This is a genomic window from Achromobacter mucicolens (genome assembly GCF_029866465.1).
In the GTDB taxonomy this organism is placed as follows: Bacteria; Pseudomonadota; Gammaproteobacteria; order Burkholderiales; family Burkholderiaceae_B; genus Achromobacter; species Achromobacter mucicolens.
In genome coordinates, this window is record NZ_CP123364.1 from 105,855 (window position 1) to 120,651 (window position 14,797).

General features: G+C 65.8%; 12 protein-coding genes. 3 read left to right on the forward strand and 9 right to left on the reverse strand.

Annotated elements, in window-relative coordinates:
• Window positions 1-30: 30 nt before the first annotated feature.
• A complete protein-coding gene (locus QEP15_RS00485; protein ID WP_280148302.1) occupies window positions 31-405 on the reverse strand; it encodes a glutaredoxin family protein in 375 nt (124 codons plus the stop codon).
• Between the two features lie 220 nt (window positions 406-625).
• On the opposite strand from QEP15_RS00485, the gene QEP15_RS00490 reads away from it, so the two are divergent.
• The gene (locus tag QEP15_RS00490; protein WP_280148303.1) at window positions 626-1,702 is read left to right on the forward strand and encodes a hypothetical protein; all 1,077 of its coding nucleotides are present in this window, start codon (window positions 626-628) and stop codon (window positions 1,700-1,702) included.
• A 3-nt stretch (window positions 1,703-1,705) separates the two neighbouring features.
• Here QEP15_RS00490 and QEP15_RS00495 read toward each other — a convergent pair whose 3' ends face one another.
• The 6 genes from QEP15_RS00495 to QEP15_RS00520 all read right to left on the reverse strand — a co-directional run bounded on the left by QEP15_RS00495 (window position 1,706) and on the right by QEP15_RS00520 (window position 11,444).
• Window positions 1,706-2,941: an MFS transporter gene (locus QEP15_RS00495; protein WP_280148304.1), complete on the reverse strand. Its 1,236-nt coding sequence runs from the start codon at window positions 2,939-2,941 to the stop codon at window positions 1,706-1,708.
• Between the two features lie 286 nt (window positions 2,942-3,227).
• The gene (locus QEP15_RS00500; RefSeq protein WP_280148305.1) at window positions 3,228-5,252 is read right to left on the reverse strand and encodes an acetyl/propionyl/methylcrotonyl-CoA carboxylase subunit alpha; all 2,025 of its coding nucleotides are present in this window, start codon (window positions 5,250-5,252) and stop codon (window positions 3,228-3,230) included.
• 56 nt (window positions 5,253-5,308) lie between these two features.
• Complete coding sequence (locus QEP15_RS00505) at window positions 5,309-6,916, reverse strand: carboxyl transferase domain-containing protein (RefSeq protein WP_056327727.1); 1,608 nt, start codon at window positions 6,914-6,916, stop codon at window positions 5,309-5,311.
• A gap of 229 nt (window positions 6,917-7,145) precedes the next feature.
• A complete protein-coding gene (locus QEP15_RS00510) occupies window positions 7,146-8,327 on the reverse strand; it encodes an acetyl-CoA C-acetyltransferase (protein ID WP_062839373.1) in 1,182 nt (393 codons plus the stop codon).
• 35 nt (window positions 8,328-8,362) lie between these two features.
• Window positions 8,363-10,243 carry a bifunctional isocitrate dehydrogenase kinase/phosphatase gene (aceK, locus tag QEP15_RS00515; RefSeq protein WP_280148306.1) on the reverse strand — a complete coding sequence of 627 codons (1,881 nt, stop codon included), beginning with the start codon at window positions 10,241-10,243 and terminating at the stop codon, window positions 8,363-8,365.
• A 22-nt stretch (window positions 10,244-10,265) separates the two neighbouring features.
• Window positions 10,266-11,444: an isovaleryl-CoA dehydrogenase gene (locus QEP15_RS00520; RefSeq protein ID WP_056327730.1), complete on the reverse strand. Its 1,179-nt coding sequence runs from the start codon at window positions 11,442-11,444 to the stop codon at window positions 10,266-10,268.
• Window positions 11,445-11,691: 247 nt separating this feature from the next.
• Between QEP15_RS00520 and QEP15_RS00525 the strand changes: the two genes are divergently transcribed.
• Together QEP15_RS00525 and QEP15_RS00530 are read left to right on the forward strand one after the other, a co-directional pair.
• Window positions 11,692-12,867 (forward strand): M20 aminoacylase family protein, encoded by a 1,176-nt coding sequence (locus QEP15_RS00525; protein WP_082578974.1) that lies wholly within the window; start codon window positions 11,692-11,694, stop codon window positions 12,865-12,867.
• A 58-nt stretch (window positions 12,868-12,925) separates the two neighbouring features.
• The gene (locus QEP15_RS00530) at window positions 12,926-13,897 is read left to right on the forward strand and encodes a Bug family tripartite tricarboxylate transporter substrate binding protein (RefSeq protein ID WP_279991929.1); all 972 of its coding nucleotides are present in this window, start codon (window positions 12,926-12,928) and stop codon (window positions 13,895-13,897) included.
• A gap of 155 nt (window positions 13,898-14,052) precedes the next feature.
• Here the strand turns inward: QEP15_RS00530 and QEP15_RS00535 are convergent, their stop codons facing one another.
• Together QEP15_RS00535 and QEP15_RS00540 are read right to left on the reverse strand one after the other, a co-directional pair.
• Entirely contained in the window at window positions 14,053-14,385 is a 333-nt protein-coding gene (locus tag QEP15_RS00535) for a YnfA family protein (protein WP_062839377.1), read from the reverse strand.
• Window positions 14,386-14,390: 5 nt separating this feature from the next.
• Window positions 14,391-14,771: a MerR family transcriptional regulator gene (locus QEP15_RS00540; protein ID WP_056327734.1), complete on the reverse strand. Its 381-nt coding sequence runs from the start codon at window positions 14,769-14,771 to the stop codon at window positions 14,391-14,393.
• Window positions 14,772-14,797: the final 26 nt, after the last annotated feature.

Here is a 14,797-nt window from a genome sequence, read left to right on the forward strand (position 1 = left end):
GCTGCGGCGGGCCGTTTGTTTTCCGTACGGTCAGGTAACGTTGGCAAACCGCTTTTCCAGGTACGCGATGATGTCGTTGGACTCGTACATCCAGCGCGTGCCCTCGGCGTCTTCGATGCGCAAGCAAGGCACCTTCACCTTACCGCCGCCCGCCTGCAACGCGGCGCGCGCGTCGGGGTCGTGCTTGGCGTCCTTCAGCGCGACCGGCACATTGAGCCGGTGCATGGCGCGGCGTGTTTTCACGCAAAAGGGGCACGCCTGGAATTGATACAGCGAGAGCGCGGCCGCATCGGCGTTGACGGTGGCCTGGCCTTGCGGCGAGCGCTTCTGCGGACGCGGACGGGTCAGTGCGTCGCCCAGGACAATGATTTGACCCAGGCCGACACGCAGGGCTTTGACGAGCATGAGAATGGGGACTCGGAATGGTGAGAGAGGGTGTCAGTCTACTCTGTGCGGCGCGGGCGGCGCTTGTGTGATGCGGTTTGGCAGCGGGCGCGGCTTGGCGCATTGCATGAACGCTCACCGCGATATCATGCCCTGGCGCTCTCGCCCAAGCCCTGTTCAGCCGGATGGGTGGCCGCCGCTGATTTGCCCGATAACCGAATCCATAGAGGAACCAAGACCGATGACGCTGTCTCGCCGCGTGCTTGCCGTTGTGTGTGTATCTGCGCTGTTTTCCCCGTTCGCCGCGTTGGCACAGTCGCCCACAGACAAAGCGCTACAGGCCGAAGCGACAGCCATGAGGGAGCGGCATCGCGCAAACACCGACAAACTGTTCGATCAGGCCCGCGAGGACATGGCATTGGTGGTGATCCCGACCGTCAATTTCGATGCGCAGCCACCGCGTGATTTTGACGACGCGGCCACACGGGATCGATTCACCCGCCAGAGCAGCACGCTCATGCATTGGCAGCATGTGACCGAGAAGGGATACGCGATGACGGTGGGCCAAGGCAAGCACAAGTTCGATGCCGCCGATCTCGGGCCGCTGTTCCAGACCACGCGCGGCGCGGTCGCGTATCAGGTGATTCCAGTGTGGCCCGGAGAGTACCGGCTCAATCGCATTACCTATCGCCAGCCGCGCACGGCGTTGCCGGATACAGATGCGCGCGCGAAGTCGATGGATTATCTGAAAGACCTCGGCATGGCGACGCTGACCGAGACGGCGGATGTCGATTTCAAGAAGACGGGGCCCTGGACGCCGCTTACGCCCAGCGAGGATATGCTGGGCTCAGGCTGCGAGGTCACGTTGCGATTCGGGGACGGCTGCGATGAGGCTGCCCGGGAGTATCGCTGGGTGGAGGAGGCCAAGCGCGCCGTCCAGGAAAGCGCGGCCGAGATGGTGCCCGTTGCCGGCGTTGCTACGGAATTGCTGTTTACGCCGTTGGCCACGATCACACTGAAAGCGGGTGATGTGGTCCTGATGGATGGGTTCAAGATGCCGGACGACCAGCCAGTGATGGTCAAGGATTCGTGCGGAGTGTTGGCCCGGGAATGGGTGTGTTTGCTGGAGTCGATGACGCTCGAACGTCTGCCCGCCAGCATCGAGGATTTTCGGAAGGCGCGTAGTGCTGCCAGTTTCCAGCTGCCGAAGCTGGATGCCGCGTTGAAGGAGCTGGTTTATCGGGAACCTAAGTATTACTTCGAACCGGCGGCTGGGGCGCCTAACCGGTTTGAGATGAGTAAGGAAAGCTGGAAGTAGCGTCTAGGTCTGCGCCACCTCATTCCCATTCAACGTCCGAAGCCGCCTCAGTTCCGGGAACCACCGCATCCACAGCGCTGCGACCGCAATCGTCCCCACCCCGCCGATCACCACGGCGGGCACCGCGCCAAACAATTGCGCGGTGAGCCCAGACTCAAACTCCCCAAGCTGATTCGACGCGCCGATGAACAAGGTGTTCACCGCGCTGACCCGGCCCAGCATGTGATCGGGCGTATTCAACTGCACCAGCGATGACCGCACGACAACGCTGACCGCGTCCGCTGCGCCAAGCACCACCAGCGCGGCGATCGATAGCGGGATCGACGTCGACAGACCGAACACGGTGGTCGCCAGCCCGAACACGATGAGCGAACCGAACAGCAGCCGGCCAACGTTCTCACCCAGGCTCAAACGCGCTAGCGTCAGCGACATCAATGCCGCACCGCAAGCCGGAGCCGCGCGCAATGCACCAAGCGCCCAAGGCCCCGCATTGAGAATGTCCTTCGCAAAGATCGGCAGCAGCGCCTTCGCCCCACCCAGCAGCACCGCAAACAGATCCAACGACAGCGTGCCCAACAGCAACCGCCGCTGGAAGATGAAGGTGATGCCGCCGAACAGCGTGCGCCACGTGGTCGGTTCCTTGCGCGGCGGCGCGCGGTCGATGACGAGGGTGGCGATGGCGATGAAGGCCGTCAGATACAACGCGGCGGCGACGCAGTAGATCCACCCTGCCCCAAGGCTGTAGCCGACGCCGCCGAGCGCGGGGCCGGCGATCTGCGCGATCTGGCCGCCGGATGAGGACAGCGCGGTGGCGCGTGGGAGCCATTCGCGCGGGACGACTGCGGGGATGAGCGTGGAGAGCGTCGGCGCTTCGAAGGCGCGGGCCGAGCTCATGATGATGATGGTGGCGTAGATGAGCGTCTTGCCGCCGACGCCGTGCAGCGCGGCGATGGCGAGCACCAGCGTGGCCAGCGCTTCCAGCGCCATGCAGAGGGCGACGATCTTGCGGCGGTCGTAGCGGTCGGCGACGTGGCCGACGACAAGGGTGAGCGCGGCCATGGGCAGGAATTGGGCGAGGCCGATGAGGCCCAGGTCGAGCGCGCTGCCGGACAGCGCATAGATCTGCCAGCCCACGGCGACGGAGACGATCTGGAACGCCAGTGACGCGGCGACGCGGCCGCAGAGGAAATGCAGGAACGGCGGACTGGAAAGCGGACTGGGCGTGTCGGCGGCGGACATGGTGGGCGAGGCGCGGGGGAAGAGCCGATTCTAGGCGCGGGGCGCTGACGGATAGCTAAACCGAGGTCGTTGACGCACCGCGCAATGCGGTCCCCGCGGCGCGAACTGAATGCAACTGCACTGACGCCCTTCACAACGTGCGCCAAGTAGCCGCAGGACGTCTGGCGTGCAGCCAAACCGTAGCTTCGACTGTCTGTGATTGCCCGATTCGTTGGGCTGAACTTTCAAAACAAAACGGCTCCCGGCGATACCGCCGGAAGCCGTCGGGTACGTTCTCAACCGGCCGTTACTCGATCGAGACGAGCTCGGCGCCTTCGGTCACCTGATCCCCCACCCCGTAGAACACCTCACCCACCGTACCGTCCGCAATGGCAGAAATGGTGTGCTCCATCTTCATCGCTTCCATCACCAGCAGCGGCTGGCCCTTCTCGACCTTGTCGCCGGACTTGACCGAGATCGAGATGATCTTGCCTGGCATGGGCGCGGCCAGGCCCGCGCCGTGCTCGCCCTGCGTGTCCTGCGAGTGCGTCAGCGCGTCATACAGCTCCAGGACGTGCGAGCCGTCCTCGCGGAAGACGTAGGCGCGGTCGCCGTGCAGAACGACGGTGCCGGCGCTTTCGTGGCCTTGCAGCGTGATGCGCAGGCCGTAGGCCAGGTTGGGATTGGCACTGGCGTGCGAGCGCCACAGGAAGGGGCGCGCGCCGTCGCCGGTGTCCAGTGTCCACGCGCCGCCCTGACGGGCGACGGTGACGTGACGGGCTTCGCCGTTGTCGGTCCATTGCAGTTGACGTCGATACTGGCCGCCCAGCCGCCAGCCGTCGCGCGCGTCCCATGGGTCGGCGGGGCCTTTGCCTGCGCCTTGCGCGCCCGGTTGAGCAAGGCCTTGGCGAACCAGCACGGCGGCGGTGGCAAGGGCCAGCGCGTCGGCATCAGCGGGTTGCGGGTCGGGCAGCAGCGTGGCGCGCTGGCGTTCGATGAGGCCGGTGTCCAGATCAGCGGCCGCGAAGGCGCTGTCCTTCATCAGGCGCGACAGGAACGCGACGTTGGTCTGCACGCCGACGGCCTGCGTCTGCGCCAAGGCTTGCAGCATGCGGGCGCGGGCCTGATCGCGGTCGGCGCCGTGCACGATGAGCTTGGCGATCATCGGGTCATAGAACGGGGTGATGGTGTCGCCCATCCGCACGCCGCCGTCGACGCGGATGTCGCCGTTGGCAAAGGCGGTGTGCGGCGGCAGGCCCAGGTAGGCGAGCGTGCCGATGGACGGCAGAAAGCCCTTCTCGGGGTTCTCGGCGTAGATGCGGGCTTCGATGGCGTGGCCGTTGATGCGCAGGTCTTCCTGGCGCGCGGGCAGCGGCTGGCCGGCGGCGACGCGCAGTTGCCATTCGACAAGGTCGTGGCCGGTGATCATTTCGGTGACCGGGTGCTCGACCTGCAGGCGCGTGTTCATTTCCATGAAGTAGAAGCGGCCGTCGGGCTCGGCGATGAATTCCACCGTGCCCGCGCCCACGTAGCCGACGGCGCGCGCGGCGGCGACGGCGGCTTCGCCCATGGCGCGGCGGCGTTCTTCGGTCATGCCGGGGGCGGGCGCTTCTTCGATGACTTTCTGGTGGCGGCGCTGCACGGAGCAGTCGCGTTCGAAGAGGGAGACGCAGTTGCCGTGCGTGTCGGCGAACACCTGGATTTCGATGTGGCGCGGCTTTTGCAGGTAGCGTTCGATCAGGACGCGGTCGTCGCCGAAGCTGGAGGCGGCTTCGCGCTGGCACGAGGCCAATGCATCCAGGAATGCGCCGGACGATTCGACGATGCGCATGCCCTTGCCGCCGCCGCCCGCGCTGGCCTTGATGAGCACGGGATAGCCGATGCCGTCGGCCTGCGATTTGAGGAACTGCGGGTCCTGGTTGTCGCCGTGGTAGCCGGGCACGAGCGGCACGCCGGCTTTTTCCATGAGGGTCTTGGCGGCGGACTTGCTGCCCATGGCGGCGATGGCCGATGCCGGCGGGCCGACGAAGGCGATGCCGGCGTCCTGCGCGGCCTGGGCGAAAGCTTCGTTTTCCGACAGGAAGCCGTAGCCGGGGTGGATGGCGCCGGCGCCGGTGTCGCGCGCGGCTTGCAGGATGGCGTCGGCGCGCAGGTAGCTGGCGCGCGGCTCGGAGCCACCGATATAGACGGCCTGGTCGCACGCGGCGACGTGGCGGGCGTTGGCGTCCGCGTCGGAATAGACGGCGACGGTGCGCAGTCCCATGCGGCGCGCGGTGGCGGCGACGCGGCAGGCGATTTCGCCGCGGTTGGCAATCAGCACAGTATCGAACATTGCGTTATCCAAGCTGAAGTGTTCGGAAAGGGCGCGAAGCGCGTAGGGGGTGGGCTCTACATCCGGAAGACACCGAACTTGGTGTCTTCGATGGGCGCATTCAGCGCGGCAGACAACGCCAGTCCCAACACGCGGCGCGTGTCGGCGGGCGCGATGATGCCGTCGTCCCACAACCTCGCGGTGGCGTAATACGGATGGCCTTCGCGTTCGTACTGCTCGCGGATCGGGGCCTTGAAGGCGTTTTCTTCGTCCGCCGACCATTGGCCGCCGCGCGCTTCGATGCCGTCGCGCTTCACAGTCGCCAGCACGCTGGCCGCCTGCTCGCCGCCCATGACCGAGATGCGGGCGTTGGGCCACATGAAGAGCATGCGCGGCGAATAGGCGCGGCCGCACATGCCGTAGTTGCCGGCGCCGAACGAGCCGCCGATCAGGACGGTGAACTTGGGCACGTTGGCGGTGGCCACGGCCGTCACCATCTTGGCGCCGTGGCGCGCGATGCCTTCGTTTTCGTATTTGCGGCCGACCATGAAGCCGGTGATGTTCTGCAGGAACACCAGCGGAATCTTGCGCTGCGCGCACAGTTCGATGAAGTGCGCGCCTTTTTGCGCGGACTCGGAGAACAGGATGCCGTTGTTGGCGACGATGCCGACGGGCATGCCGTGGATGTGCGCGAAGCCCGTGACCAGCGTGGGGCCGAAGCGGGCCTTGAACTCGTCGAACTCGGAGCCGTCGACGATGCGCGCGATGACTTCGCGTACGTCGTAGGGCTTGCGGGTGTCGGCGGGAATGATGCCGTTCAGTTCGCTGGGATCGAAGCGCGGCTCGCGCACGGGGATGGTGGCCAGCGGCTGGGGTTTCTTGCGGTTCAGGCGCGCAACCGCATTGCGCGCCAGTTGCAGCGCGTGCATGTCGTTGGCGGCCAGGTGGTCCACCACGCCCGACAGGCGCGTGTGCACGTCGCCGCCGCCCAGGTCTTCGGCGCTGACTTCTTCGCCGGTGGCGGCTTTGACCAGCGGCGGGCCGCCCAGGAAGATGGTGCCCTGGTTGCGCACGATGATGGATTCGTCGCTCATGGCGGGCACGTACGCGCCGCCGGCGGTGCAAGAGCCCATCACCACCGCGATCTGCGCGATGCCCTGCGCCGACATCTGCGCCTGGTTGTAGAAGATGCGGCCGAAATGTTCGCGGTCGGGAAAGACCTCGTCCTGCTGCGGCAGGTTGGCGCCGCCCGAATCCACCAGGTACACGCAGGGCAGATGGTTCTGCGCGGCGATCTCCTGCGCGCGCAGGTGCTTTTTGACGGTCATCGGATAGTAGGTGCCGCCCTTGACCGTGGCGTCGTTGCAGACGATCACGCACTCGGTGCCGGACACGCGGCCGATGCCGGTGATGACGCCCGCGCCGGGCGCGTCGCCGTCGTACATGCCATGCGCCGCCATCGGCGACAGTTCCAGGAACGGGGTGCCCGGATCGATCAGGTTCTCCACGCGGTCACGCGGCAAGAGCTTGCCGCGCGCGGTGTGCTTGGCGCGGGCGGATTCGCTGCCGCCCAAGGCCGTCTGCGCCAGCTGCTGGTTCAGATCGTCCAGTTGCGCCTGCATGGCGCTGGCGTTGTCGATGTAGTCCTGCGACCGCGGATTGATGCGGGATTCGATGATGGGCATGGGGTACCACCCGTCCTGCTTGATTGGAATTTGAAGGCGCTCGAAAAAGAGCGGGTTGTCTCGCTGCCCGGTGGGCCGGGCATTCTTGTCGATTTGGAAAATCAGGATTTCGTTGCGCCTTTCCTGCCTGGCCCGCGACCGACCCGTCGCGGTGATTGCCCTGCCAGAAAGGCGCAGCGGAATCCTGCTTGAGGGACGGACAAAGCCCGCGCCCCAAGCAGGCAGCCGCTTAGACCATTTCGATGGCCATCGCGACTGCTTCGCCGCCGCCGATGCACAGCGTGGCCACGCCGCGCTTGCCGCCGGTCTTGCGCAGCGCGCCGATCAGGGTGGCCATCAGGCGCGCGCCCGAAGCGCCGATCGGATGGCCCAGCGCGGTGGCGCCGCCGTGGATGTTGACCTTGTCATGCGGAAGCTTGAAGTCGGTCATGGCGGCCATGGTGACCACCGCGAAGGCTTCGTTGATCTCGTACAGGTCCACGTCCTCGGCCGTCCAGCCGGTCTTCTTGAACAGGTTCTTCAGCGCGCCGACGGGGGCGGTGGTGAACCAGTTGGGTTCCTGCGAATGCTGCGAGTGCGCGACGATGCGGGCCAGCGGTTTGACGCCGAGCTTTTCGGCGGTGGACGCGCGCATCAGCACCATGGCGGCGGCGCCGTCGGAGATCGACGACGAGTTCGCGGCGGTGACGGTGCCGTCTTTCTTGAAGGCGGGCTTGAGCGTCGGGATCTTTTCCGGCATGGCCTTGGTGGGCGCTTCGTCGGTGTCGATCACGGTGTCGCCCTTGCGGCCGGCGACGGTGACGGGGGCGATTTCCCACTTGAAGCTGCCGTCCTCCGAGGCGGCGCGCGCGCGGCGCAGCGATTCCAGCGAGAATTCGTCCTGCTGTTCGCGCGTGAACGAATACTTGGAGGCGCAGTCTTCGGCGAAGACGCCCATGGCCTTGCCCTTGTCGTAGGCGTCTTCCAGGCCGTCCAGCGCCATGTGGTCGTACACGGTGTTGTGGCCGTAGCGGTAGCCCTGGCGGCCCTTGAGCAGCAGGTACGGCGCGTTGCTCATGCTTTCCTGGCCGCCGGCCACGACGATCTCGGCGCTGCCCGAAGCCAGCAGGTCATGGCCGAACATCGCGGCCTTCAGGCCCGAGCCGCACACTTTGTGGATAGTGGTGCATGCGACGCCCAGCGGCAGCCCGGCGCCCAGCGCGGCCTGGCGGGCGGGCGCCTGGCCTTGGCCAGCTTGCAGCACGTTGCCCATGATGACTTCGTCGACCTGCTCCGGCTTGATGCCGGCGCGTTCGACCGCGGCCTTGATGGCGACGGAGCCCAGCTCGTGCGCGGCCAGGCCGGACAGGCTGCCCAGCATGCCGCCCATGGGCGTGCGGGCGACGGAAACGATGACGATGGGATCTGACATGACTTGCTCCTGTGAGGGTCGGGACAGCGATTGGGTTACAACACCGCGTGGCCGTTTGAAGGGCGGTCTGCGCGCAGGCGTCTGTCCTTATCGTAAGGGAAAAATTCTTCGATCCGGCCTTGCGCCACGTGGGCGCGGCAGGCCTGCCACCAGTCCGGTTCCAAGAGGTCGGCATGGTGACGCATGAAGGCGCCGCGCACGCGCGCATCGCCCAGCAGGAAGCGGCCGAATTCCTCGGGGAAGACGTCGTTCGGACCGATGGCGTACCAGGGTTCCGAGGCCATCTCCGCTTCTTCATTCGGGGCCGGCGGGATGCGCCGGAAGTTCATTTCGGTCATGCGCTGGATTTCGTCGTAGTCATAAAAGACGACCCGGCCCAGCCGCGTGACGCCGAAATTCTTGTAAAGCATGTCGCCGGGGAAGATATTGGCCGCGGCCAGTTGGCGGATGGCGTCCCCGTATTCGCGCACCGCGTGGTCCAGCAGCGCATCCGGCGCCTGCTGCAGATATAGGTTCAGCGGCGTCATCCGGCGTTCGATGTAGACGTGGCGGATGACGACGGTGTCGCTAGTTTCTTCAATGAGGCTGGGGACCAGCCGGCGCAGTTCATCGAGCAGCGCGGGGGCAAAGCGGGCGCGCGGCAGGGCGACCTGTGAATACTCCCAGGTGTCTGCCATGCGGCCGACGCGGTCGTGCAGCTTGACCATCTGGTACTTGCGCCGCACGGTGGCGTGATCCATGCCGTCCTTGTCGATGCGGTCCTTGATGAGCTTGAACACGTATGGGTAGGAGGGCAGCGTGAACACGCACATCACCATGCCCTTGATGCCGGGGGCGATGTCGAACGCGTCGCGCGAATGCGCCAGGTGGTGCAGGAAGTCGCGGTAGAACAGCGTCTTGCCCTGCTTTTGCAGGCCGATCATGGTGTAGAGCTCGGCCTTGGGCTTGCGCGGCAAGAGGCTCGACAGAAAGTTGACCACGGCCGCGGGCGTTTCCATGTCCACCAGGAAATACGCGCGGGTAAAGCTGAACAGCGTGCTCAGGTCGTCCGCGCCCAGGAGCAGCGCGTCCAGCGTCACCTGTCCCGCCGGATTGCGAGTCAGCGCGATGGCAAAGGGATAGACGGTGGTCTGGTTGATCAGGCGGCCGACGATGTAGGCGCCCTTGTTGCGAAAGAAAAGCGAGCCCAGCGCGTGGATCTGGCAGTCGGTGGCGATGCGCCGGCCGACGTGGCGCCGCAGCACCGCGCGCAGTTTGGACACCGCAGCACGCGCCAGCAATCGCGTGTCGCGCGGCAGGTCTTCAAAAGGCAGCGCCAGGCCGAAGTCGGCCACCATGCGGATCAGGCTTTTTTCCAGGCCGTCGGTCACCGGGTAGTACACGCGGTAGGACGGGATGCTGCTGTCCAGATAGTCGGTGGCGACGGCCGGCCGGACGAACAGGAAATCGTTATGGAAGTAGTCGCGGTGCAGCAGTCGGCACGACACCGAGTTGAAGAAGGTCTCGGCGCACTCGGGCTGGCGGTGTTCGCCCAAGAGGCCGACGAACTCCTGCTTGATGTCTTGCCAGTAGGCGGTCTGCGCGTCGGTCAGGGACGGGGCATCGGCGCCATTGCCGCCACCGTTGCCCGCGCCGTTTCCACCCACCGCGCCTTCCGGCCGCCCGCGCAGCACGCCTTCCAGTTGCGTGGCGCATTCGCGCACGCGCATGTCGTAGTACTCGATGCGTTCGCGCGACAGGTGCTGGATGCCGTGCCAGTCGCCGGATTCGAACAGCGCCTTGGCGCGCTGCGCGCTGTAGCGAAACAGCGCATAGTGCCGGTCAAAGCCCGCCAGGATCAGCCGCGCGACGTCCAACGGCGAGGGGCCCGGGGCGGGCGCCTGCTCGATGTGCTGGATGTCGGACGTGCGGATCATGGCGCGGGCTGTGGATAAGGCGTCAGGCGGTTTCGTTGAAGAGTTCGCGGCCGATCAGCATGCGGCGGATTTCGCTGGTGCCGGCGCCAATTTCGTACAGCTTGGCATCGCGCCACAGGCGGCCGACCGGGTATTCGTTGATGTAGCCGTTGCCGCCCAGGATCTGCACGCCCTCGCCCGCCATCCACGTGGCCTTTTCGGCGGTGTACAGGATGAGCGCGGCGCAGTCCTTGCGCACCTGGCGCACGTGGTCGGACCCCAGTTTGTCCAGGTTCTTGCCGACCTGATAGCAAAAGGCCCGGCTGGCTTGCAGCGTGGTGTACAGGTCGGCGACCTTGCCCTGGATGAGCTGGAATTCGCCGATGGCCTGGCCGAACTGCTTGCGGTCGTGAATGTAGGGCACCACCACGTCCATCACGGCCTGCATGATGCCCAGCGGCCCGCCGGACAGCACGGCGCGTTCGTAGTCCAGGCCGCTCATCAGCACCTTTACGCCGCCGTTGACCTGGCCCAGCACGTTTTCTTCGGGGATCTCGCAGTCCTGAAACACCAGCTCGCCGGTGTGGCTGCCGCGCATGCCCAGCTTGTCCAGCTTCTGCGCCACGGAAAAGCCTTTGAAGCCCTTTTCGACGAGAAAGGCGGTGATGCCGCGCTGATGGGCCTCGGGGTCGGTCTTGGCGTAGACGACGAGGGTGTCGGCGTCCGGGCCGTTGGTGATCCACATCTTGGTGCCGTTCAGCACGTAGCGGTCGCCCTTCTTGTCGGCGCGCAGCTTCATGCTGACAACGTCGGAGCCCGCGCCCGGTTCGCTCATGGCCAGCGCGCCCACGTGCTCGCCGGAGATGAGCTTGGGCAGGTATTTGGCCTTCTGGGCGGCGGTGCCGTTGCGGTTGATCTGATTCACGCACAGGTTGGAGTGCGCGCCGTACGACAGGCCGATCGAGGCGCTGGCGCGGGAGATTTCTTCCATGACGACCATGTGGGCCAGATAGCCCATGTTCGCGCCGCCGTATTCCTCGTCGGCGGTCATGCCCAGCACGCCGAGGTCACCGAATTTGCGCCACAGGTCCATGGGGAATTGGTCGCTGCGATCGACTTCCGCGGCGCGCGGCGCGATCTCGGCCTGCGCGAAATTGCGTACGGCGTCGCGCAGCATGTCCAGGTCTTCGCCCAGGTCGAAGTTCAGGCCGGGAAGATTCATCAGTGTCTCCGTGATAGTAGGTGCTTACATTCATGGACCTGCGCGTGCGTGTCTTGGCCGCCGTCGCGGGAGTGATCCATGATGCGCCGTTCGTCCGGCGCCGCGCAATGATGCAGTGCAAATATTACGTTTACGTAAACGTAAATTGGATGAGGGTTATCCCTAGCGTGTGGCGGCCTTATCAGAAGGGACGATGGGCAATACTTGATGCGACCCTTTAATCCTGAAATATCCGACGGAGTCAGCTGTGCTTGAACTATCCAACCTGGACGACATCGTGGCGCTGCGCCGTGACATCCACATGCACCCGGAGCTTTGCTATGAAGAGCACCGCACGGCCAAGGTGGTGGCCGACACGCTGCGCGGCTGGGGCATCGAAACGCACACGGGCATTGCCAAGACGGGTGTGGTGGGTGTGATCAAGCGGGGCACGTCGGATCGGGCCATCATGCTGCGCGCCGACATGGATGCGCTGCCGATGCAGGAAGAGAACCAGTTCGAGCACCGCTCGCGTCACGACGGCAAGATGCACGGCTGCGGCCATGATGGCCACACCGCGATGCTGCTGGCTGCGGCGCAGCATTTGCAGACGGCGGGCGGCTTCGACGGCACGGTGTACCTGTGCTTTCAGCCGGCCGAGGAAGGCGGCGCGGGCGGCCGGGCGATGATCCAGGATGGCCTCTTCACGCGGTTTCCGTGCGAGGCGGTCTTCGGCATGCACAACTGGCCGGGGTTGCCGGCCGGCGCGTTCGGCGTCTGTGCGGGTCCCATGATGGCGGCAGCCAATGGCTTCAAGATTACGGTTAAGGGCAAGGGCGGCCATGCTGCCGCGCCGCAGGACTGCAATGATCCGGTGCCGGCGCTCTTTGCCATCGGCCAGTCGTTGCAGACGATCCTGACGCGCAGCAAGCGTCCGCTGGATGCCGCAGTGCTGTCCATCACGCAGGTGCAGGCGGGCGGCAGCGTCATCAACGTGATTCCCAATACCGCGTGGCTGGGCGGGTCGGTGCGGGCGTACAGCACCGATGTGGTGGACCTGATCGAGCGGCGCATGCAGGAGATCGCGCCCAGCATCGCCGCGGCGCATGGCTGCGAGGCCGAGGTGTACTTCGAGCGCCGTTACCCGGCGCTGGTCAACACCGTGGCCGAAACGGAATTCTGCATGGGCGTGATGCGCGAGGTCGTGGGCGAGGACCGCGCGCTGACCATCGAACCGGCGATGGCGTCGGAAGACTTTGCCTTCCTGCTGCAGGAAAAGCCGGGGTGCTACGTGTTCCTGGGCAACGGCGATGGCGAGCACCGCATGGCGGGCCACGGGCTGGGCCCCTGCATGCTGCACAACGCCAGCTATGACTTCAATGATTCCTTGATTCCGGCGGGGGCGTCGTACTGGGTTCGCCTGGCGCAACGCTACCTTGCCTGATGGGCTTTACCGCAATCCGTTTCACCCACGCAGTGCTACGCAACATCACCAGGACGATATGAAAAAGAAGACGTTGTTCATCAAGGCCGCGGGGGCGGCCCTGGCAATCATGGCAAGCGGCGCGATGGCGCAGACCTGGCCGGCCAAGCCGATCACCGTGGTCGTGCCGTACACGGCCGGCGGCAGCGCCGATGCGATCGCGCGGCGTCTGGGCGACGCGCTGCGCAAGGAAGCGAACATCACGGTCATCGTCGAGAACAAGCCCGGCGCGGGCGCGTCCGTGGGCACGGACTACGTGGCGCGCGCGCAGCCGGACGGCACCACGCTGCTCTTGGCCTCGACCAGCCCGTTGACCATCTTCCCGCATCTGGCCAAGACCAACTATGACCCGATGAAGGACCTGACGCCGGTGGCCAGCGTGGCCGTCGCGCCGGTGGCCATCGTGGCGACCAAGGCGTTGCCCGTGAAGGATTTTGCGGGATTGGTGGAATATGCCAAGGCGCATCCGGAAGGCGTGCGCTATGGCACGCCCGGTCAGGGCACGGTCGCGCACATCGGCATGGCAGCGGTCACCGCGCAGACGGGGACCAAGATGCTGCACGTGCCCTACCGCGGCAACAGCCAGGCGCTGACCGACGGCCTTGGCGGCGTGGTGGAACTGCTGGTGGTCAACAGCGACGTGGTGTTGCCGCACGTGGCCAACGGCGCCCTCAAGCCGCTGGCGGTGATGGCGCCGCAACGTCTGGCCGCGTGGCCCGACGTGCCGACGATGGCCGAGCTGAAACTGCCGCAGGCGCAGTACTACTCGAACTTCGGCATCTTCGCGCCGGCCAACCTGCCACCCACGGTGTCGCAGCCGTTGCAGGCCGCCTTGACCAAGGCCGTGGCCAGCGCCGAGTTCCAGGAGCTGCTGGCCAAGTCGTTCCTGCAGCCGGGCACGGCGTCGGGCGAGGCCTTTGCCAAGCAGGTGCAGGCCGAGTTCACGAACAATGCCCGCCTCATCAAGGAAGGCAATATCAAGGCGGAGTGATCGGCGGTTTGTGGTGGCACTTCGGCGCGGCGGCGGTCGATCCGCCGCGCGCAGATGCGCCGAGACGCCGCCTGCGTCAAAAGACCAGCACCCATGCAAAGCGCGCGGCCCTTTACAGATACGCGCGCTTTTTCTTGCCCGTTTGGCGGCCCGGATCAGCTCCCGCGCGGCCCGAACATGATCACCAGCATCCCGGCGATGCACAGGCCCACGCCGATCCAGTCGCTGGCGCTGGGACGCACGCCGTCCACCGCCCACAGCCACAGCAGCGCCATGCCGATGTAAACGCCGCCGTAGGCGGCATAGACGCGGCCGGACGCCGTCGGGTGCAAGGTCAGCAGCCAGGCGAACAGCGCCAAACTCAGCGCGGCGGGCGCCAGCAGCCAGATGGAGTGTCCTTTACGCAGCCAAAGGTAAGGCAGGTAGCAGCCGATGATTTCGGCCAGGGCGGTCAGGACGAACAGGCCCAGCGTTTGAAGTGCTGCCATGCGGACTACGGCTTCTGCGCCAGCAGGGCGCGGCACTGGCGCTCCTGTTCGCTGATTTCTTGCAGCGTATCGTCGATGTCGCGGCGCTGTTGCTCCAGCGTGGCGCGGTGCTGCTCCAGCACGGACAGGTACTGGCGCAGCTGGACTTCGGTGTCGCCGGGTCCGTCGTACATGTCGATCAGCGTCAGGATCTCGGACAGTTGCAGGCCCAGCCGCTTGCCGCGCAGGGCAAGTTTCAGGCGCGTGCGGTCGCGCGGTCCGAAAATGCGGTTGCGGCCCTCGCGCGCCGGGCTGACGATTCCCTGGTCTTCGTAGAAGCGGATCGTGCGGGGCGTGACGTCGAACTCGCGGGCGAGCTCGGAGATGGTCCAGGTTGACGAGGGCATGCGACGTGTGGCAGTTTACGTAAACG

What these genes read in the sequence shown, in the direction of transcription:
- QEP15_RS00485 (WP_280148302.1), bottom strand. Translation starts at nt 405, where the DNA reads ATGCTCGTCAAAGCCCTGCGTGTCGGCCTGGGTCAAATCATTGTCCTG.
- QEP15_RS00490 (WP_280148303.1), top strand. Translation starts at nt 626, where the DNA reads ATGACGCTGTCTCGCCGCGTGCTTGCCGTTGTGTGTGTATCTGCGCTG.
- QEP15_RS00495 (WP_280148304.1), bottom strand. Translation starts at nt 2,941, where the DNA reads ATGTCCGCCGCCGACACGCCCAGTCCGCTTTCCAGTCCGCCGTTCCTG.
- QEP15_RS00500 (WP_280148305.1), bottom strand. Translation starts at nt 5,252, where the DNA reads ATGTTCGATACTGTGCTGATTGCCAACCGCGGCGAAATCGCCTGCCGC.
- QEP15_RS00505 (WP_056327727.1), bottom strand. Translation starts at nt 6,916, where the DNA reads ATGCCCATCATCGAATCCCGCATCAATCCGCGGTCGCAGGACTACATC.
- QEP15_RS00510 (WP_062839373.1), bottom strand. Translation starts at nt 8,327, where the DNA reads ATGTCAGATCCCATCGTCATCGTTTCCGTCGCCCGCACGCCCATGGGC.
- aceK (WP_280148306.1), bottom strand. Translation starts at nt 10,243, where the DNA reads ATGATCCGCACGTCCGACATCCAGCACATCGAGCAGGCGCCCGCCCCG.
- QEP15_RS00520 (WP_056327730.1), bottom strand. Translation starts at nt 11,444, where the DNA reads ATGAATCTTCCCGGCCTGAACTTCGACCTGGGCGAAGACCTGGACATG.
- QEP15_RS00530 (WP_279991929.1), top strand. Translation starts at nt 12,926, where the DNA reads ATGAAAAAGAAGACGTTGTTCATCAAGGCCGCGGGGGCGGCCCTGGCA.
- QEP15_RS00535 (WP_062839377.1), bottom strand. Translation starts at nt 14,385, where the DNA reads ATGGCAGCACTTCAAACGCTGGGCCTGTTCGTCCTGACCGCCCTGGCC.
- QEP15_RS00540 (WP_056327734.1), bottom strand. Translation starts at nt 14,771, where the DNA reads ATGCCCTCGTCAACCTGGACCATCTCCGAGCTCGCCCGCGAGTTCGAC.